Origin of the sequence: Ensifer sp. ENS06, assembly GCF_014852205.1 — a bacterium.
Classification (GTDB): domain Bacteria; phylum Pseudomonadota; class Alphaproteobacteria; order Rhizobiales; family Rhizobiaceae; genus Ensifer; species Ensifer adhaerens.
This window is the reverse complement of the sequence record NZ_JACVBC010000005.1, coordinates 124,530-145,417: the sequence shown is the minus strand read 5'-3', so window position 1 is coordinate 145,417 and position 20,888 is coordinate 124,530. Positions and strand designations below refer to the sequence as shown.

14 protein-coding genes are annotated in these 20,888 nt (G+C 62.7%); 12 read left to right on the top strand and 2 right to left on the bottom strand.

Annotation, left to right across the window (positions count from 1 at the left end; genetic code table 11):
- The first annotated feature begins 9 nt into the window (after positions 1-9).
- Positions 10-1,488, top strand: a complete 1,479-nt coding sequence (locus IB279_RS19830) for an aspartate aminotransferase family protein (protein WP_192339605.1) — start codon at positions 10-12, stop codon at positions 1,486-1,488.
- Positions 1,489-1,514: 26 nt separating this feature from the next.
- Here the strand turns inward: IB279_RS19830 and IB279_RS19825 are convergent, their stop codons facing one another.
- On the bottom strand, positions 1,515-2,813 hold the full coding sequence (locus IB279_RS19825; protein WP_192339603.1) for a S41 family peptidase: 1,299 nt from the start codon (positions 2,811-2,813) through the stop codon (positions 1,515-1,517).
- A gap of 236 nt (positions 2,814-3,049) precedes the next feature.
- Here IB279_RS19825 and cmoA point away from each other — a divergent pair, with 236 nt between their 5' ends.
- The 4 genes from cmoA (at position 3,050) to IB279_RS19805 (ending at position 6,676) form a co-directional block, all read left to right on the top strand.
- Entirely contained in the window at positions 3,050-3,817 is a 768-nt protein-coding gene (cmoA, locus tag IB279_RS19820; protein ID WP_034790738.1) for a carboxy-S-adenosyl-L-methionine synthase CmoA, read from the top strand.
- 12 nt (positions 3,818-3,829) lie between these two features.
- The gene (locus IB279_RS19815) at positions 3,830-4,564 is read left to right on the top strand and encodes an isoprenylcysteine carboxylmethyltransferase family protein (RefSeq protein ID WP_192339601.1); all 735 of its coding nucleotides are present in this window, start codon (positions 3,830-3,832) and stop codon (positions 4,562-4,564) included.
- Between the two features lie 137 nt (positions 4,565-4,701).
- Positions 4,702-5,355, top strand: coding sequence for a response regulator transcription factor (locus IB279_RS19810; protein ID WP_060521322.1), 654 nt, complete (start codon positions 4,702-4,704; stop codon positions 5,353-5,355).
- 4 nt (positions 5,356-5,359) lie between these two features.
- Positions 5,360-6,676 (top strand): HAMP domain-containing sensor histidine kinase, encoded by a 1,317-nt coding sequence (locus IB279_RS19805; RefSeq protein WP_090297263.1) that lies wholly within the window; start codon positions 5,360-5,362, stop codon positions 6,674-6,676.
- 108 nt (positions 6,677-6,784) lie between these two features.
- On the opposite strand, the gene IB279_RS19800 is transcribed toward IB279_RS19805, so the two are convergent.
- The gene (locus IB279_RS19800) at positions 6,785-8,110 is read right to left on the bottom strand and encodes an MFS transporter (RefSeq protein ID WP_060521113.1); all 1,326 of its coding nucleotides are present in this window, start codon (positions 8,108-8,110) and stop codon (positions 6,785-6,787) included.
- A gap of 294 nt (positions 8,111-8,404) precedes the next feature.
- Here IB279_RS19800 and cyoA point away from each other — a divergent pair, with 294 nt between their 5' ends.
- From cyoA to IB279_RS19765, 7 genes are all read left to right on the top strand, one after another.
- Complete coding sequence (cyoA, locus tag IB279_RS19795; protein ID WP_060529189.1) at positions 8,405-9,523, top strand: ubiquinol oxidase subunit II; 1,119 nt, start codon at positions 8,405-8,407, stop codon at positions 9,521-9,523.
- An 80-nt stretch (positions 9,524-9,603) separates the two neighbouring features.
- The gene (gene cyoB / locus IB279_RS19790) at positions 9,604-11,607 is read left to right on the top strand and encodes a cytochrome o ubiquinol oxidase subunit I (protein ID WP_060521115.1); all 2,004 of its coding nucleotides are present in this window, start codon (positions 9,604-9,606) and stop codon (positions 11,605-11,607) included.
- A 4-nt stretch (positions 11,608-11,611) separates the two neighbouring features.
- Entirely contained in the window at positions 11,612-12,232 is a 621-nt protein-coding gene (gene cyoC, locus IB279_RS19785; protein WP_034790695.1) for a cytochrome o ubiquinol oxidase subunit III, read from the top strand.
- Positions 12,229-12,633 carry a cytochrome o ubiquinol oxidase subunit IV gene (gene cyoD / locus IB279_RS19780; protein WP_034790693.1) on the top strand — a complete coding sequence of 135 codons (405 nt, stop codon included), beginning with the start codon at positions 12,229-12,231 and terminating at the stop codon, positions 12,631-12,633. The genes cyoC and cyoD overlap by 4 nt, the downstream gene beginning before the upstream one ends.
- A 22-nt stretch (positions 12,634-12,655) precedes the next feature.
- Positions 12,656-13,414: an SURF1 family protein gene (locus IB279_RS19775; RefSeq protein WP_060521116.1), complete on the top strand. Its 759-nt coding sequence runs from the start codon at positions 12,656-12,658 to the stop codon at positions 13,412-13,414.
- A gap of 388 nt (positions 13,415-13,802) precedes the next feature.
- Entirely contained in the window at positions 13,803-19,745 is a 5,943-nt protein-coding gene (locus IB279_RS19770) for a putative Ig domain-containing protein (RefSeq protein WP_192339599.1), read from the top strand.
- A 210-nt stretch (positions 19,746-19,955) separates the two neighbouring features.
- Complete coding sequence (locus tag IB279_RS19765; RefSeq protein ID WP_034790688.1) at positions 19,956-20,840, top strand: AraC family transcriptional regulator; 885 nt, start codon at positions 19,956-19,958, stop codon at positions 20,838-20,840.
- Positions 20,841-20,888 lie beyond the last annotated feature (48 nt).

Here is a 20,888-nt window from a genome sequence, read left to right as displayed (position 1 = left end):
GAGGTTTCCATGGACAAGCGATCGGCAGCGTCCAGCAGGGTGGAGGAAACGCTCGACCCGAAAGACTGGGCCGAATTGCGGGCTCTGTCGCATCGCATCGTCGACGATGCGATAGACTACCTCAGCCAGGTCCGGGAACGGCCGGCATGGCGCAACATGCCCGATATGGTGCGGGAGAGCTTTTCTACCCCGCTTCCCAGGACACCAAAGCCGCTCGAAGAGATCTACGCGTCGGTCGCGGAAAACGTGCTCGGCTATCCCATGGGCAACATCCACCCCCGCTTTTGGGCCTGGTACATGGGGTCGGGAAACTTCACCGGGGCGCTTGGCGAATTTCTTGCTGCCGTCCAGGGGTCGAACGTCGGCGGCGGCAACCATGCCGCCGCACTCATGGACCAACAGGTCGTCAATTGGTGCAAGGAAATGCTGGGGTTTCCGACGACGGCCAGCGGCACGCTCGTCAGCGGCGGCTCGGTCGCCAACATTGTCGGCCTGACGGTTGCCCGCAACGTCAAAGCCGGGATCGATGTGCGTGCGCATGGCATCGGCGATCGGCCGCTCTGCTTCTACGGTTCGGACCAGAGCCACAGTTGCCATCGCAAGGCGGTGGAACTGTTCGGCCTCGGCGACCGGGCCCTCCGGCGCGTTGCGACGGATGCCGAGTTGCGCATCGATATCGCGGCCTTGCGCCGTGCGATCGAGCAGGATCGCGCGTCCGGTCGGCTGCCCATCTGCATCATCGCCAATGCCGGAACGGTGAATACCGGCGCCATCGATGACATCCAGGCTCTCGCCGATCTGGCTGCAGAGTTTGGCCTCTGGTTCCACGTCGACGGCTGCATCGGCGCTCTGCTCCGGATCGCGCCCGAGAATGCCTGGCGTGTCGCAGGCATCGAAAGGGCAGATTCCATCGCGCTGGACCCGCATAAATGGCTGCATGCGCCCTTCGAGGCAGGCTGCGTCCTCGTTCGCGATGCGGCCGCACACCGCGGCACCTTCGCCGTTACGCCGGAATATCTGGAGTCGACCGTGCGGGGTCTCGCTTCGGCGCCCTGGCTCTATGACTATGGCCTGCAGACGTCGCGTGGTTTTCGTGCCCTGAAAATCTGGATGTCGCTGATGGAGCACGGCATCGAGAAGTTTGGTCGCCTCGTCGACCAGAATGTTGCTCAAGGCCATTATCTGAGCGGCCTCGTCGAGGCAGAGCCCCAACTCGAGCTCGTGGCGCCGACCAACATCAACATCGTCTGCTTCCGTTACCATCCGGAGGAAATGACGGCTGAGCGATTGAAGGCAGTGAACACGGAAATCATGCTGCGGCTTCAGGACGAGGGGACCGCCGTCATCTCCGACACGACGGTACACGGCGAGCATTGCCTGCGCGTGGCAGTCAACAATCACCGGACGCGACGGGAGGACCTGGACCTGTTTGTGCGCGAAGTTGTTAGACTCGGACGGGAGATTGTCGCAGGCGGCGGCATCGGCTGACACATAGTTCTGCGAGACTCCAAGCGTCACCGGGTTGCGGCCGGTTCTTGCGCCGGCAGGGTTTCTGGCGCCGGCGTGGCTTGGAGCACGCGAACCATCTCAGCGATCGCGGCTTCCCGCTGCGGATCCTTGCCGGCCGCATAGGCAAGCGGAAAGGCCATCTGCACATCCGGCGCGATGCCCACCCCCTCAAGCCTTAGCTCGTCGCCGATGACCGCGTCCGAAATCGCCACTTCCAAGAGGCTGTCGTCCGGTAGCACATAAGCACGGCCGGCAAGCAGAGCACCGGCCGTCCGCTCGCCGACGAGCGTGATCCCGTGTTGCCGCAGCGTGTAGGCAAAGAGTTCGAGGCCGCTGCGGGTTCCGTTGTCGATCAGCGCGACCACAGGCTTTTGCCAGCGGAAATTGGCAAGCGTGGCTTCGCCCCGGCGTGGAATCAGCCGGAACGTCGGCGTACCACCGACCAGAAACTCGGCTGCGTCTGCCGGCCCGCCGCCCCAGCGGCCGCGCAGGTCGACGACGAGGCCTTCCGCATCCTTCAAGCGGCCGCTCGAAAGCGCCTCGGCGACGAGATTGAGCCCGTTTCGCGTGGAAAGGGTCCAGAGCCGCACATAGCCGACCTTCCGGCCGCCGGTCTCGATGAGCGCGACACTTTCTTCGATCGCGCGCTCGAACATTTGAAGTGGTCGTAAGCTTTCGACCGGAACCTGCAGCGACAATGGCTCCGCATCGCGGTGGCGGCGGAGCCGAAGTTCGACCGTGCGGCCGACCTTGTCTTCGAAGGATCCGATCTCATGATAAGCCTGCCCGTCGACCGAAAGGATCTGGTCGCCAACGACGAGGCCCGCCTTCTTTGCAGCCGATCCGTCATAAACATCGCTGACGAACCGCTGCCCATTCTTAACCGTCGTCACCATGCCGATGCCGGGATAGCGCGCGGCGCCATCCGGCGGAAAAAGACGCCGCATATCGTCACGGATGGCGAAGCGAAAAATGTCGGCGAGCTCGAAATAGTCGATCGTGTCGGCTTTGAAACGTCCGGTATGAGAAACCCCGAGACTTGCAAGGACGGACGCGATCGCCGCATCGACGCGGGAAGACGGGCTCGTCCTGGATAGTGCCGCCACGGGATCCGTGATCTCAGCCTGGGCGGTGGTATTGAAACGGTCGAGCGCCTTGCCGTCATAGAAGTTCGCGTTCACGAGTTCGATCACCCGGTCGAATGTGGGCTCGCCGGAGCGTGGCAGCTCCGCGGCCCACGCCATAGCGGCCATCGACATGACGAGGCTGGCGATCAACGCTGTACACCTTAGTCTCGGCCGCATGGTCGTTGCTCCGGTTTCGCGCCGCCGATTATCGACAAAAGCGCGCGCACCTGCCGGCAAAATCGCGTGATCACGCCGTGATCCCCGCCCGGCACCCCGATCTGCCGAACCCACTGCGGCCAAACCTTTCAGGTTCGTGTCAGGTTAGGGTGGCTTGTGTGGTGCATCAATCGCTCCGGGGACAGAGGCGATTGCCCTCTCCTTTGGCGTGCTCCGGAAAAGAAAGGACAGTGCGAATGGTTGGCAAGGCCCCGCATCTACACGTGCACGACAACAGCCACCGCCGGGACGAGGTTTTCGCCGCACCAGACCAGAATGTCGGCGACTTCGCCTTCAATGCAACCGTGGCCGCCGTCTTCGACGACATGGTCAGCCGATCGGTTCCCTACTACGGCGAAATCCAGCGGATGGTTTGCGAACTCGCCAGCGACTTTGCCGAAGCCGATACCAACCTCTACGACATCGGTTGCTCGACCGCGACGACGCTGCTCGGGCTCGACGCCATGGTTGATCCCGCCGTGCGCTTCGTCGGCATCGACAACGCTCCCGACATGATCGAGAAGGCGAAGGAAAAGATCGTCCAGGCAAATTCCAACCGGGCGATTGATCTCAGGGGCGGCGACCTGCACCACGGCATCGAAATCCACAATGCCAGCGTCGTCCTGATGCTTCTGACCTTGCAGTTCGTGCGCCCCCTCTACCGCGAGCGCGTCATGCGCTCGATCTATGACGGCCTCAACGAGCGCGGCGCTCTGCTGCTCGTCGAGAAGCTGACCAGCGAAGACTCGACGTTCAACCGCTTGTTCATCGAGCACTACTACGACTACAAGCGCCGCAACGGCTATTCCGAGATCGAGATCGCCAGGAAGCGCGAGGCGCTTGAAAACGTCCTCATTCCGTACCGCCTGGAAGAAAATTTCCAGCTGCTGAAGGAAGTGGGTTTCCGCAGCGTCGAGGTCTTTTTCCGCTGGTATAATTTCTGCGGCATTGTCGCGATCAAGTAGGACGGACCGACCATGATCGCGATCGGCAATTTTCTCTTCCGCTTCCGCAACCAGCTTTTTCCCGCGATCATCGTGGTGTTGTTCCTGCTGATGCCGCCGCCGGCATTGGTCTTGGACAACCCGCTGCTGACGCTGGCCAAGGATGCGGTCGCGATCCTCGTCATTCTGGCAGGCCTGGCGCTTCGCGCGACGGTCGTCGGCTATAAGTACATCCAGCGTGGCGGCCTGAAAAAGAGGGTCTACGCCAAGGACCTGGTAACCGAGGGCATGTTCGGCGTTTGCCGGAACCCGCTCTATGTCGGCAACATGCTGCTCTACTGCGGCGTTTTCCTGCTGCACGGCAACCCGCTGCTCATCGTGATCGGCATCGGGCTCTTTGCCTTCATGTACCAATGCATTGTCTGTGCGGAGGAGGCTTTTCTTCTTCGCACCTTCGGCGAAGCCTATCAGGTCTATTGCCGTGACGTGCCGCGCTGGGCGCTGCGCCTTTCAAACTTCAGCCAATCCACGGAAGGCATGGCGTTCAACATCAGACGTGTCGTCGGCAAGGACTATTCGACCGTCTCGGCGGCCATGATCGCGGTGCTCGCGACAGAGATGTACAAGCTCGCGACCTACGAGCCATCAGGCCGGAATGTTGGCGTCCTGGCCGTTCTTGGCGGCGCGATGGCTCTGGTCGGGATCGCGACGGCGGTGATCAGCTACAAGAAGAGGCGCGGGGCCTTTCGCGATCCCGTCGCCTCCTGAAATCCTCCCATTCTTGCGCCCTGTATGCGGCGGCCGAGACGGGCAGCCTCACCGCATTTCGCCGCTTGGGCGCTCAAGGACTTGACGGCCATCCCCGATCGACCCTAGGCAAGGACGAACAAGTGTCCGGTGATATCTTGAGAGTCCTACTAGTCGAAGACGATCAGGTTCTGGGGGAGGCGCTGCGCGACCATGTCGCCGCCGCCGGCCACGCGGTCGATTGGTTCAAGCGCATCCTCGATGCGGTGGCGGCGACCGATACGGTAACCTACGGACTGATCCTGCTCGATCTGCGATTGCCCGATGGCGAAGGGCTGACGCTCCTGCGCTCTCTCCGCGCGCGCGGCGATGGCACGCCCGTAATCATTCTGACGGCGCACGACCAGATATCCGACCGGATCGAGGGGCTCAACAGCGGGGCGGACGACTATCTGGTCAAGCCCTTCGATCTCAATGAACTGACGGCCCGCATGCTGGCCGTTTCCAGGCGCTATACGGGCAACGCGACGCCGACGGTCAAGCTGCCCGGCATCGAGATCGACCAGGTTCACCGCAAGATCGCCGTTAATGGTGACAGCCAGAGCCTGAGCGCTCGGGAATGGGCCGTTTTGGACAAGCTGGCCGCGCATCCCGGCGCCCTCGTGTCGAAAGCGCAGTTGCACGATGCGCTTTACGCCTTCGGTGCCGAGATCGAAAGCAATACGGTCGAGGTCTATATCAGCCGCCTGCGCAAGAAGATCGGGCCTGACCGGATCGAGACCGTGCGCGGCCTCGGCTACTGCCTCAGGTGATCGCATGTCCGACAAGAGGAGCATGACCCGCAGACTGGCCATTGCGCTCACCAGCGTCGTCGCCCTCTTTTGGTTTGTTGCGCTCGGGCTTGGCGTCTATGTGATGCAGGACGAGTTCACCGAAATCTTCGACAGCGGCGTGCAGGAAACCGCCGAACGATTGTTGCAGATCGTGGCTAACGAGACGACGAGGGACGCGCCCAGCGGCTTGGCCCAGGCGTCGGTTGTGGCGCCCGCGCTCAATTCGCAATTCCTTACCTACCAGGTGCGCGACCGCGACGGCCGCGTTCTCTTTGACGACGGCGCGCCGGAGCCCTTCGCGGTTCCCCTTGCGACCGGCTTCTCGCAGACCCCCACCCATCGGATCTACACGGCCGGAACGACTGACGGATCACTCTATGTGCAAGTTGCCGATGCGATCGAACATCGCACAGAAGCGCTCATGGAAGGCGGAACGGCGCTGCTTTTGCCGCTGCTCGTGCTGATACCGGGCAGCATCCTTGCGATCGTCTTCGTCGTTCGCAGCACGCTGTCGCCCGTGTCGCAGCTGCGCGACGATATCCTGACCAAGGACAGCGGTAATCTGGCGCCGATCGACGAGGCGACGCTGCCGCGCGAACTGCGGGCGATCGCGCGTTCCGTGAACCTGCTTCTGGCGCGGCTGAAGGCGGGCCTAGAGGCGGAGAGGGAATTCACCTCGAACAGCGCCCATGAGCTGCGGACCCCGATTGCCGGTGCGCTCGCGCAAACCCAACGGCTGGCGCGCGAGGTGCCGCCGGCATACCAACCGCGAACCGCCCAGATTGAACGCGCGCTCGTGCATCTGAGCCGGCTTGCCGAGAAGTTGCTGCAGATGTCGCGCGCCGAAGCGGAGATTGCCATTTCGGACGAGCAGCACGATCTGCTGCCGGTGTTGATGGTCGTGATGCAGGATCTGGAGCGATCCGCGCTCGGCGCCAACCGCCTGAACGTTCAGGTCGCCAAGGGCACCGTACTTGAACGGCCGATCCGCGTGGACGCCTTTGCGATCGTCTTGCGCAATCTTCTTGAAAACGCCCTGATCCACAGTCCGCCGGGCAGCCGGGTCGATCTCCATGTCGACCCAATGGGAATCCGCGTCACGAACGAAAGCGCTGTTGTCGCCGAGGACGTCCGCGCCAACCTGACCAAGCGCTTCGTCCGCGGGCCGACCGAGGCCTCCGGTTCCGGGCTCGGGCTTGCCATCGTTGAGCGGCTGGTCGCGCAGATGCAGGGCCAATTGCTCATCGCTTCGCCGGCGCGCGGCAAGACGCAGGGGTTTGAGGTCGAAGTCCGCCTTTGACGGCTGCAGGACCGGTCAATCCGGTCGCGTTTCCGTTCCTCGCAATCAAGGTCACGCGAGGAAAGGACGAACAAGCGGGACGCCTGTCGCCCCGCCTGCCTCTGGATCTTACTGCTGGTCGAGCGCGCGGCTGAGGCTCAGCGCCGCGATCGTGCAGATCGCACCCGAAATCAGGTAGCCGCCGATGAAGATGATGCCAAAGCTGCTGGCCAGCCCGAGTGCCACGAGCGGCGCGAAAGCGGCGCCGACGAGCCAGGCGAGGTCCGACGTCAGAGCGGCACCCGTGTAGCGATAGTACTGGGTGAAGCGCGAGGAGACGGCGCCCGAGGACTGGCCGAAGGAAAGGCCAAGGATGGCGAAGCCGATCAGGATGTAAGCGTCCTGGCCCTTGCCGCCGGCATCGAGCAGGAAGGGGGCCGAGAAGCTGAAGATCGCGATCAGGATCGCACCGATCATCAGCTGGTTGCGGCGACCGACCCGGTCGGCAATTACGCCCGAAAGCACGATGCCGATGGCGCCGACGACGGCACCTGCCACCTGAACCCACAGGAATTCAGCCGCCGACTGGCCGCCATTGAGCGTCACCCAGCTCAAGGGGAAGATGGTGACGAGGTGGAACATTGCGAAGCTTGCGAGCGGCACGAAGGCGCCGAGCACGACGTCGATGCTGTGCTTGCTCAGCATCTCGAAGATCGGCCGCGCCTCAAGCTCCTTGGCTTCCATGGCGGCGCCGAACTCCTTGCTGGCGACGATGCGCAGGCGCGCGAAAAGCGCCACGACGTTGATCGCAAAGGCGACGAAGAACGGATAGCGCCAGCCCCAGGCGAGGAAATCTTCCTGCGAAAGGTTGCTGACGAAATAACCGAAGAGGATGCTCGCAAGCGCAAAGCCGATCGGCGCGCCGAGCTGCGGGATCATCGCGTACCAGCCGCGGTGATTTTGCGGCGCATTGAGGTTCAGCAGCGATGCGAGGCCGTCCCAGGCGCCGCCGAGCGCAAAGCCCTGGCCCAGCCGGAACAGCGCCAATAGCGCTACCGCCCAATACCCGATCGTGTCATAGCCGGGCAGGAAGGCGATTGACGCCGTCGAGCCACCGAGAATGACGAGCGCGATCGTCAGCTTCGTGCCGCGCCCGTAGTTGCGGTCGACCCACATGAAGACGAAGGAGCCGACCGGGCGGGCGAGGAAAGCGAGCGGGAACAGCGCGAAGGACATGAGCGTCGCGGTGACCGCATTGGGCGCGAACGGGAAAATCAGCTTCGGAAAAACGAGGATCGAGCCGAGGCCGTAGACGAAGAAGTCGAAGAATTCCGAGGTTCGTCCAATGACCACGCCGATGGCGATGCTGCCCGGGGACAGAGGCTTGTCGTCCTCGTGAATGCGACGTGCATCCCGCTCGAGACCAGACGATGTTGGGTTAGCGACCGAAACCATGAATTTCTCCGACGATCGAACGTCTTGTCGTTAGAGTGTTGACCAATTGGCGTCTGATATCAAGAATGCCGTGCACGTACCTGCGCACATGCCTCATTCGAGTTCGTGCCTAACGTTCGCTGGAACAGCCGGCATCGAACCGACAATATGCCTTTGCGCCCGTACAAACGCGCATAGAGCGATACGGTCGTCACTGCACTGCGGCAAAATGTTGCGCTGCGACGATGGACCTCACTTCCATGCCCGATCATGCCCGAGTAATGCCGACTAGACAAAACGCAAGTTGAGGCCGCAATGCCGAAGCCATACAGTTTAGCCGGACGATCGACGATTGCCGTCCTGTTGCTCTCCGTTCTCTCGGGATGCAACATGGTGGTCATGTCGCCTTCCGGTGATATCGCCGCGCAGCAGCGGGATCTGATCGTTATTTCGACGGTCCTGATGCTGTTGATCATCGTTCCCGTCCTTTTCCTGACGCTGTTCTTTGCCTGGCGCTATCGCCAGTCGAACACGGCCGCCAAGTATGATCCGGAATGGCACCATTCCACCGGCCTCGAAGTCATCATCTGGTCGGCTCCCCTCGCGATCATCATCGCGCTCGGCGCGATCACCTGGGTCAGCACCCACAAGCTCGACCCCTATCGACCGCTCGATCGGATCGATGCGGCGCGCCCGGTGACCGAAGAGACGAAGCCGATCACGGTCGAAGTCGTCGCGCTCGACTGGAAATGGCTGTTCTTCTATCCGGAATACGGTATTGCCACGGTCAACGAGATGGCGGCGCCGGTCGACGTGCCGATCAACTTCAAGATCACTGCCTCGTCGGTGATGAACTCGTTCTACGTTCCGGCGCTCGCCGGCATGATCTACGCCATGCCCGGCATGCAGACCAAGCTGCACGCCGTTATCAACAAGGCAGGCGAATACGAGGGCCTTTCGTCCAACTACAGCGGCGACGGCTTCTCGCACATGCGCTTCAAGTTCCACGGCGTGGACCAGGCGGGCTTTGACGCCTGGGTTGCCCGCGTCAAGCAGAACGGCACGATGCTCAATCGCGACGCCTACCTGAAGCTCGAAAAACCGAGCGTGAAGGAGCCGGTGCGCTACTACGCTTCCGTCGAAAACGGCCTCTATGAAGCCGTTCTCAACATGTGCGTGCGCGAAGGCCAGATGTGCATGAAGGATATGATGCACATCGACATGATGGGCGGAGCCGGCGTCGAAAGCCATGAGAACCGCGCCAAACTCGAGCATGACAACCGCCATACGGGCGGAGTGACCGAAGCGGCCGCACCGGCCGCGACCTTCCCCGAAACCGGTAACCCCGCCAAGAGCGAGGAACCGGCCGAGGGCGTCAAGGAAGAGCGGCCCGCGGCTGAGCCCATGAACCACGACATGCACAAGACGCACTAGGACTTTCGCGCGCTCGCCGGCCTTGATCCAGCGAGCGCCAGGGCCCTTCGGGCCGCAATTCGAGACATATTGGAAGACCCATGTTTGGTGACACCAGCCTCACGCAATTCATCTTCGGGCGGCTTACCTGGGAAGCGATCCCATACCACGAGCCGATCCTTGTCGTGACCTTCGCAGCCGTGGCCGTCGGCGGCCTGGCGATCCTCGCGCTGATCACGAAGTACAAGCTCTGGGGCTATCTCTGGAACGAGTGGTTCACGTCGGTCGATCACAAGAAGATCGGCATCATGTACATCATCCTGGCGATCGTGATGCTTTTGCGCGGATTTGCCGACGCGATCATGATGCGCATACAGCAGGCGATCGCCTTCAACGGCAACGAAGGCTATCTCAACCCGCACCATTACGACCAGATCTTCACTGCCCACGGCGTGATCATGATCTTCTTCGTGGCGATGCCCTTCGTCACCGGTTTCATGAACTATGTCGTGCCGCTGCAGATCGGCGCGCGCGACGTCTCGTTCCCCTTCCTCAACAATTTCTCGTTCTGGATGACGACGGGCGGTGCGGTCATCATCATGATGTCGCTGTTCGTCGGTGAATTCGCGCGCACCGGCTGGCTCGCCTATCCGCCGCTCTCGGGTGCCGACTATAGTCCCGGCGTCGGCGTCGACTATTACATATGGGGCTTACAGGTGGCGGGCGTCGGGACGACCTTATCCGGCATCAACCTGATCGCCACGATCGTGAAGATGCGCGCTCCGGGCATGACCTTCATGAAGATGCCGGTCTTCACCTGGACGTCGCTGTGCACCAACATCCTCATCGTCGCGACCTTCCCGATCCTGACGGCGACGCTTGCGCTGTTGTCGCTCGACCGCTACCTCGGCTTCAACTTCTTCACCAATGACCTTGGTGGCAATCCGATGATGTACATCAACCTCATCTGGATCTGGGGCCACCCGGAAGTCTACATTCTCGTACTGCCGGCCTTCGGCATCTTCTCCGAAGTCGTCGCGACCTTCTGCGGCAAGCGCCTGTTCGGTTATACGTCGATGGTCTACGCCACCTGCGTGATCATGATCCTCTCCTACCTGGTGTGGCTGCATCACTTCTTCACCATGGGTTCGGGTGCTTCGGTGAACGCCTTCTTTGGCATCACCACGATGATCATCTCGATCCCGACCGGGGCGAAGATGTTCAATTGGCTCTTCACCATGTATCGCGGCCGTATCCGCTACGAACTGCCGATGCTGTGGACGATCGGTTTCATGGTGACCTTCGTCATCGGCGGCATGACCGGCGTCATGCTGGCGATCCCGCCGGCCGACTTCGTGCTGCACAACTCGCTGTTCCTGATTGCCCACTTCCACAACGTCATCATCGGCGGTGTGCTGTTCGGGCTGATGGCCGGCCTTGTCTACTGGTGGCCGAAGGCCTTCGGCTACAAGCTCGATCCCTTCTGGGGCAAGATGAGCTTCTGGTTCTGGCAGATCGGCTTCTTCTTCGCCTTCATGCCGCTCTACGTGCTCGGCCTGATGGGGGTCACCCGGCGTGTCAGCCAGTTCGAGGATCCCTCGCTGCAGATCTGGTTCATCATCGCCGCCTTCGGTGCGGTCCTGATCGCCATCGGCATCGCGTCCTTCATCATCCAGCTTGTCGTCAGCTTCCTGCGTCGCGACCAACTGCGTGAAACCTCAGGCGATGCCTGGGATGGCCGCACGCTCGAATGGTCGACCTCGTCGCCGCCGCCGGACTACAACTTCGCCTTCACGCCCGTCGTTCACGACCATGACAGCTGGTACGACATGAAGAACCGGGGTTACGAGCGTCCGCTCGAAGGCTTCAAGCCGATCCACATGCCGAAGAACACCGGCACTGGCATCGTTCTCTCCGGCATCAGCGTCGTTCTCGCCTTCGCGTTGATCTGGTACATCTGGTGGCTGGCGGCGGTATCCTTCATCGCCCTGATTGCGGTCTCCATCGGCCATACCTTCAACTACAACCGTGATTTCTTCATTCCCGCGGAAACTGTCGCGGCGACCGAAGACGCACGCTCGAAACTGCTTGCGGAACGGATCTGAAACGATGAGCCAAACCCAAGTCCAAGAAACAGAAAAGCCGCAGTTCTACCTGAAGGAAGAGCACCACCCGGAGCACAGCACCATGCTGGGCTTCTGGCTCTACCTGATGAGCGACTGCCTGATCTTCGCCGTTCTCTTCGCCACGCACGGTGTGGTCGGGCGCAACTACGCGGCAGGTCCCGCACCAGCCGACCTGTTCGACCTCAACCTGATCGCCATCAACACGGCGATGCTGCTGTTCTCGTCGATCACCTACGGCTTTGCCATGCTTCAGATGGAGCGCAACGCCAAGATGGAGACGCTGTTCTGGCTCGGCGTCACCGGCGTGTTCGGCGCGATCTTCCTCGCGCTCGAGCTCTATGAATTCTACCACCTGATCCACGAGGGTGCCGGTCCAACGCGTTCGGCGTTCCTGTCCTCGTTCTTCACGCTGGTCGGCACCCACGGCCTGCACGTCACCTTCGGCATCATCTGGCTGATCACGCTGATGGTGCAGGTCAAAAAACATGGCTTGAACCCGGAAAACCGCCGCCGCCTGATGTGCCTCTCCATGTTCTGGCACTTCCTCGACGTCATCTGGATCGGCGTCTTCTCCTTCGTCTATCTGTTGGGAGTACTCGGATGAGTTCGCAGCATCCTGGCCACGAAAGCGCGTTCGAGCCTCACCACGCGCACAGCCATCCGGGCGACGCTGCCGGGCATGGTTCGCTCAAGAGCTACATGACGGGCTTCATCCTGTCGGTCATCCTGACGGCGATCCCGTTCTGGCTGGTCATGAGCGGCGCGCTCGACAGCAAGTTGCTGACCGCCGTGCTCGTCATGGGTATCGGCGTCGTCCAGATCGTCGTGCACGTCATCTACTTCCTGCACATGAACGCCCGTTCGGAAGGTGGCTGGACGCTGATGGCGCTGATCTTCACGATCATCATCGTCGGCATCGCGCTCGCTGGCTCGCTCTGGGTCATGCATCACCTCAATACGAACATGATGCCGATGACCCACGAGATGATGAAGAACATGCCCTGATCAGGGGCGGGCAGACGCGAACATGACCGGCGGCCGCGACGTGAAAGGGGAGGGTGCGAAAGCGTCCTCTCGCGCCAGGTTCCTTCTGACCGGCGCGCTCCTGTTTCTTTGCGCCATCTTCGTGGCGCTTGGGACCTGGCAGATCCAGCGGCTCTTCTGGAAGCTCGATCTGATCGCTCGCGTCGATGCGCGTGTGCACGCTGACGCCGTCCCGGCCCCGTCGCGGCCGGACTGGGGTGGCATCACCCGAGAGAACGACGAATACCTTCGCGTCACGGCAACGGGTACCTTTAGCCACGACAAGTCGGTTCTGGTGCAGGCGGTAACCGAGCGGGGCGCCGGGTTCTGGGTGTTGACGCCGATGCGCCGCGAAGACGGCACGACGGTTCTCGTCAATCGCGGCTTCGTGCCCGCCGACCGGCGCGATCGGACTGCCCGCGCCGCAGGCGAAACGCCCGGCACCACCGGGATCACCGGGCTCTTGCGCATCAGCGAACCCGGCGGCGCCTTTCTTCGCTCCAACGATCCGGCTAGCGATCGCTGGTTTTCCCGCGATGTCGCGGCAATCGCGGCAGCACAACAGCTGACGGATGTCGCGCCCTATTTCATCGACGCGGACGCGACGCCAAACCCAGGCGGCCTACCGATCGGCGGTCTCACAGTCGTCAGCTTCCGCAACAGCCATCTTGTCTACGCGCTGACCTGGTTCGCGCTGGCGGCCATGAGTGTGGGGGGCGCATACCTCGTCTTTCGAAGCCGGAAGAGGCCAAGCGCGGAATAACGATTCTCTTCGCGACGGCTGGCCGCCATTTTCGCGCACTCCTCCTGCAGTTGCTGACCTTGGGGCCGTCACTCGGCGCAGCTGAAGTTCAGTCGGCGGCGACGCCAAAAAGTGTGATCGATAAGCCACATGGCAACGGCCGACCGCATTTTCTCCGGCAATGGTGAGTTGTGCGATTGACTCAGTACCTTCCACTTTATTAGCTGCCTCGACTGGGAGATGGGGCTAATTTTCTCGGCATATATTGGGGGTATTTATGGGGCTGCGGTGCGGAAGCGTCGCGGGCGGGAAGATTTTTTCGTCTGCATTCCAGGGTTTGTATTTCAGGACATTTTTCGCAGCGATTGGCATTCTTCTGGCTTCTGCCATTGGTGCCTCGGCGCAGGTTGTGACGATTTCGGCGAACCCGGCGACCTTCAATGCGGCTGGCGACACGATCAATTTCAGCTATGTGCTGAACCCCGGATCCTACAATATTCTCAGCATCGCGCCTGCGACCACCGCGAACAAGGGCGTCGTCGTTTCATGCCCGGCAATCCCGGGCGGCGGCACGACGTCTTCCGTAACCTGCACAGGCTCCTATCAGGTCGATTCCCTCGATGCGATGTCCGGCCAGTTTTCCGATTGGGTCACATTCACGGGCACGCGCACGGGCGGCAACTACACCGCCAACAGCAACAACATCGTCGTCAAGGCGGCCACAGGGGGACCGGTTGTCGTTGATGTCGTATCTTCCCCGAGACCGTCGCTGCCGGGCGAACAGGTTTCGGTGACGGCAACGGTATCGTCGATGGGCTGTAACGCCGGACAGTCTCCGCCTGGAAACGTGACGATCACGATCGGATCGCAGTCGACGACCCTTGGGTTGACGCCGACCGGGCCCGTCAGCACGGCATCGTCTGCGACCTTCCAGACATCGACGCTGCCCCTCGGACAGCACGCGGTTTCCGCCAGCTACGGTGGCGGCAGCGGCTGCAGCACCGGCACTGCGACCGGCGCCAGCCACTGGGTCGACACCAAACCGACGGTCGCGATCAACCAGGCAGGCTCGCAATCCGATCCCAGCGCCAAGACATCCGTTGCGTTCGATGTGGTGTTCAGCAAGTCCGTCACCGGCTTTTCCGCTGGCGACGTCCAGATTTCAGGCACGGCCGGCGCGACGACGGCGAGTGTTTCGGGATCGGGCGCCAATTACACCGTTTCAGTCAGCGGAATGACGCAGGCAGGCACGGTCGTGGCGTCCATACCCGCCGGCAAGGCCATGAGCGCGGCCGGCTTTACAAACGACCTATCCACCAGCACCGACAATTCGGTTGCCTACGCACCGATCGCGATTTCGACTACAACGCTGCCGAACCCGGTCTACAACCAGGCCTATGCGGCGCAAACGCTAAGTGCCACCGGGGGATCGGGCACCTTGAGTTACGCAACGACCTCCGGTGCACTGCCCGCCGGCATGGCGATCTCGAGCGGCGGCGTCGTCTCCGGCACCCCAACGGCAAGCGGTCCGTTCAATTTCACAGTGACAGCGACCGATCCCGAAGGCTCGACCGCCTCGCGCGCATTCTCCATCACCATCGCTGCGCCGACGATCGCGCTCTCGCCGGCGACGCTTCCTGATCCGACCGCTGGCACCGCCTATTCACAAACCCTGGCGGCATCAGGCGGCGCAAGCCCCTACACATTCGCCGTCACGCAGAATGCCTTGCCCGCTGGCATGACGCTGGCGAACAACGGGGTGTTGTCGGGCACTGCATCGATCGGTGGCGCCGTCACCTTTACCGTTACGGCAACGGACGCCTATGGCGCGACCGGCAGCCAAGTCTTCACTGTCGACGTTGCGCCGACCGTGCCCGACGCGCCCACCATCGGTGCGGCCGTGGAGGGGGATGCCTATGCAGACGTGTCGTTCACCGCCCCGGCGTCGAACGGCGGCGCGACGATCACGGGCTATACCGTGACGTCGAACCCCGGCGGCATGACGGCCACGGATACGACGAGCCCGATCAGGGTGACTGGCCTGACCAACGGCACGAGCTATACGTTCACCGTGACCGCCACCAACAGCGCCGGGACAAGCACCGCGTCGGCCGCCTCCAATGCGGTTACGCCGCGATCCGCACAGACGATCACGTTCGCCAATCCGGGTACGCAGGCGTTCGGCACGTCGCCGACATTGACGGCGACGGCAAGCTCCAGCCTGGCTGTTGCCTTTACCTCGTCGACTGCCGGCGTGTGCACTGTGACGCCCGAGGGCGATTTGACCTTCCATCAGGCCGGCAGTTGCACCATCGCAGCCGATCAGGTGGGCAACGGAACGTATCTGGCTGCACCGACGGTCTCACAGACGTTCACGGTCGATGCCGTCGAACCCGGCGCACCGACGATCGGAACCGCAACCGCCGATGTCGCTTCGGCGTCCGTCGCCTTCACGGCGCCGGCGAGCACGGGTGGAGCGTCGATCTCTAGCTACACCGTGACGTCGAACCCGGGTGGCTTCACCGGGACGGGGTCGTCAAGCCCGGTCGTGTTGACGGGTCTCAGCAATGGGACCAGCTATACATTTACGGTGACGGCAACCAACAGTGCCGGCACGGGGCCAGCGTCGGCGGCCTCGAACGCCGTCACGCCGCGCGCAACCCAGACGATCACCTTTGCCAATCCGGGCGCGCAGACGTTCGGGACCACGCCGACATTGACGGCATCGTCGGACGCGAGTTTGCCCGTTGCCTTCACATCCTCGACCGCGGCCGTGTGCACGATCACGCCGGGTGGCAGCATGACCTTCCACAGCGCGGGGACCTGCGCGATTGCTGCCGACCAGGGCGGCGACGGCACCTATCTGCCTGCGACGACGGTCACCCAGAGCTTTACCGTCAACGCGGTTGTTCCGGACGCCCCGACGGTGGGCACGGCTATCGCTGGCGATGGCGAGGTGTCCGTCAATTTTACCGCGCCGGTAAGCGCCGGCGGCGCATCGATCACCGGCTACACGGTCACGTCCAATCCCGGTGGTTTTGTTGGAACGGGCACGTCGAGCCCGGTCACGGTCGGCAGCCTCAGCAACGGCACCAGCTACACGTTCACGGTGACGGCGACCAACGCTGTCGGCACGGGACCGGGCTCCAGTGCGTCGAACGCGGTGACGCCCAAGGCGCCACAGACGATCACCTTCGCCAATCCCGGCCCGCAGGACTATGCAACGCCGGTGACCCTTTCGGCGAGCGCCAGTTCCGCTCTGCCGGTCACGTTCCAGTCTCTGACGACGCCCGTCTGCGTCGTCACGTCAACCGGCGATGTCACATTCCGCAATGGCGGCACCTGCACCATCGAAGTCTCGCAAGCCGGTGACAGCGCTTACCTGGCCGCGTCCAATGTGAGCCAGTCCTTCCTCGTCTCCGCGCCGATATTCGCCTTCACGCCGGCGGCCGGCGCTTTGCCGACCGCAACCGTGGCAACGACCTACAGCCAGAGCTTCACGGCCAATGGCGGCACGGCGGCCTACAGCTACGCCTTGGCCAGCGGCGCGTTTCCCGCCGGACTTTCGCTCGACGCTGCCGGTACGCTGTCCGGCACGCCAACGGCGGACGGCAGCTTCACCTTTACGGTTCAGGCGACCGATACCCATGGCGCGACCGCAACCAGCGGCAGCTATAGCCTGGAGGTTCGCATCCAGGCGCCGATCGCCAACGCCACGACGGCAACCGTTGCCGCCAACTCGTCGGCCAACGGGATTACGCCGAACCTTACGGGCGGCACGGCCGCTTCGGTCGCTATCGCAGCGCCCCCATCGCACGGTACGGCCACGGTCGCGGGTAACACATTCAGCTATACGCCGGCGGCCGGCTTCTCCGGCGCCGACAGCTTCACCTACACGGCGGCGAATACGACCGGAACATCCGCTGCAGCGACGGTCACGGTGACGGTGTCTCCGCCGACATTCGCCTTCACGCCGGCTGCGGGTGCGCTTGCCGGCGTGACCGTTGCAGACGCCTATGACCTGACGATCATCGCCGCCAACGGAACGGCTCCCTACACCTACGCGGTCACCGGTGGTGCACTTCCGGCCGGCTTGACGCTTGCTGCCGACGGTCGCCTGTCCGGAACGCCGACCGCCGATGGAGCGGCAACGTTCACGGTGACGGCGACCGACGCGAACAATGCGACGGGCACCGCGAACTATAGTCTCGCGGTCGCCGTCGAAGCGCCATCGGCCGGTCCGGTTGCAGCGACTGTTGCTGCGAACTCCAGCCCAAATGCTATCAGCCTCAGTCTGACGGGCGGGGCGGCAACATCTGTGGCGATCGCCACCGCGCCCGCGCATGGCACAGCTACGGCGACGGGGACAACGATCCTCTACACGCCTGATGCCGGCTATTCGGGCGCTGACAGCTTCACCTATACGGCAACGAACGCGACCGGCACGTCGGCGCCTTCAACCGTTTCGGTCACGGTCTCGCCGCCGATGCTGTTGTTGTCGCCGGCAGGCGGGGCGCTTGCCAACGGCGTGCCCGGCGTTTCCTACAGCCAGAACATCTCAGCCAGCGCCGGCACGGCCCCCTACAACTACGCGGTCTCGTCGGGTGCTCTGCCGGGCGGTCTGTCGCTCGATGCCTCAAGCGGGACGATCTCGGGACGACCTTCGGCCGATGGCGATTTCGCCTTCACCGTGACGGCGACCGATGCCAATGGCGCGACAGGCCAGGCCAGCTATCAGATCGCCGTTGCCTCCGCCAGTTTCGTCTTTACCCCGTCGGCCGGCGGGCTTCCCGACGCGATGGTCGGCGAAGCCTATTCCCAACGCGTCTCGGCGACCGGTGGCACCGGCGCGCTGGTCTACAGCCTCAAGAGCGGCGCCCTGCCGAATGGCATGGTGCTGAATATCTCCACTGGCGAATTGACCGGACCGCTCGCGGACGATGCGGTGCCTGACAGCTATCACTTCACCATTGCTGTGACTGACAGCCGCGGCGCCAGCGGTTCGGCCGCCTATACGCTGAAACTGAACGCTCGTGCGGTGACGGTGCCCAATGTCGTCGTCGAGGTTCCGGCCGGTTCGACGCCGAAGGATGTCTATCTCAACGGTGGCGCCACCGGCGGTCCGTTCACCGACGCATCGGTTGCCTCGGTCTCGCCGCCCTTTGCCGGCACGGCCGAAATCATCGAAGGCGAGCTTGCCGCTGCCACCAGCTTCACGCCGGTCGGCTTCTATCTGAAGTTCACGCCGAACCCGTCCTATTCCGGCTCGGCGGTGGTCAGTTATACGCTCAGGAGCTCGCTAGGCTCGTCCAATATTGGCTCCGTCACCTACAAGATCGCGCTCGATCGGGTGGCTGCCGGCGAAGAGATCGACGGGCTGGTGCGCGATTTTGTGCGCAATCGCCAGAACCTGTTGTCGTCGACGGTCAAGGTGCCCGGCCTGATCGAACGGCGGCGGGCGGCGATGAGCACCGATCCGGTGACGACGGCGGTGACGCCGTCGGAAAAGGGTGCCCGCCTCGGCTTCTCCTCCAGCCTGTCGCAGATCCAGGCGGCGCGCGATGCCGCCGATGCGGCAGCAACCGGTCAAACCTTCGTGGCGACCGACCGGCCGTTCGACATCTGGGTGAACGGCAGTTTCCTGTTCCACAAGGATGAAGACGACAGAAACGACAAGTGGGGCAATTTCGCCCTGTTCTCGCTCGGCGCCGATTATCTCTTAAGCGATCGGGCGCTCATCGGCCTGTCGTTCCACTACGACTACATGACCGATCCGACCGACGCGGATGCCGAGCTTAAAGGCAACGGCTGGCTGGCCGGTCCTTATGCCTCGTTCGAGATCGGCCAGGGCGTCTTCCTCGACGCCAACCTGCTCTATGGCGGTTCGTCCAACGACATCGACACCGGCATCTTCACCGGCACGTTCGACACCACCCGCTGGATGGCGGACGTCAAGCTGACCGGCGAATGGCAACTGGATGAGGCGACGGTGCTGATGCCGAAGCTGAGAGCCGTCTACTTCAATGAAGAGACCGAGGACTACACCGTCAAGAACCCGCTCGGCGAGGTGATCGATCTCAAGGGCTTCATCGAGGAACAGGCCCGTCTCAGCATCGGCTTCGACGTCGAACGCACCCTGGAGCTAGAAAACGGGCTGATCCTGTCGCCGACAGTCGGCGCCGATGTCGGCTTTGCCTCGCTTGACGGCGAGGGTCTGTTCGGGCGGGTGTCGGCCGGGCTTGCGCTCAGCAACAACGACAACTGGGACCTCGACTTCTCGCTGCTCTTCAACATCGAGGGCGACGGTTCGAAGTCGGCCGGTGCCAAGGTCGGCGCCCGCGTCCGGTTCTGATCGCGCGCAACCGGTTCGGGCAGGCAGGCTGCCCGAACCGGCGCTCCACCGCTGCCTTTCCGCTCCCGGATATGCACCGGTCCATGTGCGTTCTGACCGTTTAAATCGCGTTGGAAAGATTACGGGCTTCCGTCAAACATTAAAGATGAGTAATGGAGGAAGGAATTAGCCGGAGGCGTCGCCTCGTCCTAGAGCATTGGATACGCCTAGATGTCGTTTCAACCGCGGATGCAGAACAAAATTTCCGGGTTCAAGGTGATCGGCGGGCTCCACCGGCGGGAATGGAACGGGATCATCGCCGACGTCTGGGACGTCGAATGCGAGGCGAGGGCAGGTGGCCACTACCTCTCGGATGATCCGCGCATGTTCATCGTGCTCGACGCTGAAGGCGGTAGCCGTTGCAACGTCAGACTTTCGCCCGATGGGCGCGGCGCGGTCGAGAACGAGCGCCAGCAGGCGCTTTCCTATATCCCGGCGGGCATGGAAATCTGGGCGGACATGGTCGATGTCAGGCGTATCCGCCACCTCGACCTGCATTTCAATCTCGAGGTTCTCGGCCGACGGCTGGAGGAGGAGCTCGATGCGGGGCGATGCGACACGCCACGGCTGATGTTTTACGACGAACGCTTCCTGCAGCTTGCACAGCTGATCGCCGCCGAGTGCCTCAATCCGCAGCCCTTGCACGATCTCTACGGCGATGGCCTGACGGTCGCATTGTTCATCGACCTGATGAAGCTTAATCGCAGCGATGCCCGCAAACGCAGCGCGCTTGCCACCTGGCAACTCCGCCGGGCGGTCGAATACATCGACGAGAACTGGGGGCGCAACATCCGCCTGGAGGAGCTGGCGTCCCTTGCCGGACTGTCGCAGTCGCACTTCAGTCACGCCTTCAAGGCGTCGACCGGCATGGCACCGCACCAGTGGCAGACCAATGCGCGGGTTGAGAGAGCCAAGCAACTGTTGCTGAAGAACGAGGCGTCGCTGACGACGGTTGCGGCCGAGACCGGCTTCTCCGACCAGGCGCACTTCACCCGGGTCTTCCGCAAGGTCGTGGGCGCGACGCCTGCGTCTTGGAAACGCAGCCGATTGAGCTGAGCAAGTTCCATCTTGAAGGGCGGTTGTTCGCATCAAATAGCCCAGAAA

Excerpts from the sequence above, each read along its gene's own strand:
- IB279_RS19830 (WP_192339605.1), top strand. The coding sequence starts at position 10 with ATGGACAAGCGATCGGCAGCGTCCAGCAGGGTGGAGGAAACGCTCGAC.
- IB279_RS19765 (WP_034790688.1), top strand. The coding sequence starts at position 19,956 with ATGTCGTTTCAACCGCGGATGCAGAACAAAATTTCCGGGTTCAAGGTG.
- IB279_RS19815 (WP_192339601.1), top strand. The coding sequence starts at position 3,830 with ATGATCGCGATCGGCAATTTTCTCTTCCGCTTCCGCAACCAGCTTTTT.
- IB279_RS19825 (WP_192339603.1), bottom strand. The coding sequence starts at position 2,813 with ATGCGGCCGAGACTAAGGTGTACAGCGTTGATCGCCAGCCTCGTCATG.
- cyoD (WP_034790693.1), top strand. The coding sequence starts at position 12,229 with ATGAGTTCGCAGCATCCTGGCCACGAAAGCGCGTTCGAGCCTCACCAC.
- cyoC (WP_034790695.1), top strand. The coding sequence starts at position 11,612 with ATGAGCCAAACCCAAGTCCAAGAAACAGAAAAGCCGCAGTTCTACCTG.
- cyoB (WP_060521115.1), top strand. The coding sequence starts at position 9,604 with ATGTTTGGTGACACCAGCCTCACGCAATTCATCTTCGGGCGGCTTACC.
- IB279_RS19775 (WP_060521116.1), top strand. The coding sequence starts at position 12,656 with ATGACCGGCGGCCGCGACGTGAAAGGGGAGGGTGCGAAAGCGTCCTCT.
- cyoA (WP_060529189.1), top strand. The coding sequence starts at position 8,405 with ATGCCGAAGCCATACAGTTTAGCCGGACGATCGACGATTGCCGTCCTG.
- IB279_RS19805 (WP_090297263.1), top strand. The coding sequence starts at position 5,360 with ATGTCCGACAAGAGGAGCATGACCCGCAGACTGGCCATTGCGCTCACC.
- cmoA (WP_034790738.1), top strand. The coding sequence starts at position 3,050 with ATGGTTGGCAAGGCCCCGCATCTACACGTGCACGACAACAGCCACCGC.
- IB279_RS19800 (WP_060521113.1), bottom strand. The coding sequence starts at position 8,110 with ATGGTTTCGGTCGCTAACCCAACATCGTCTGGTCTCGAGCGGGATGCA.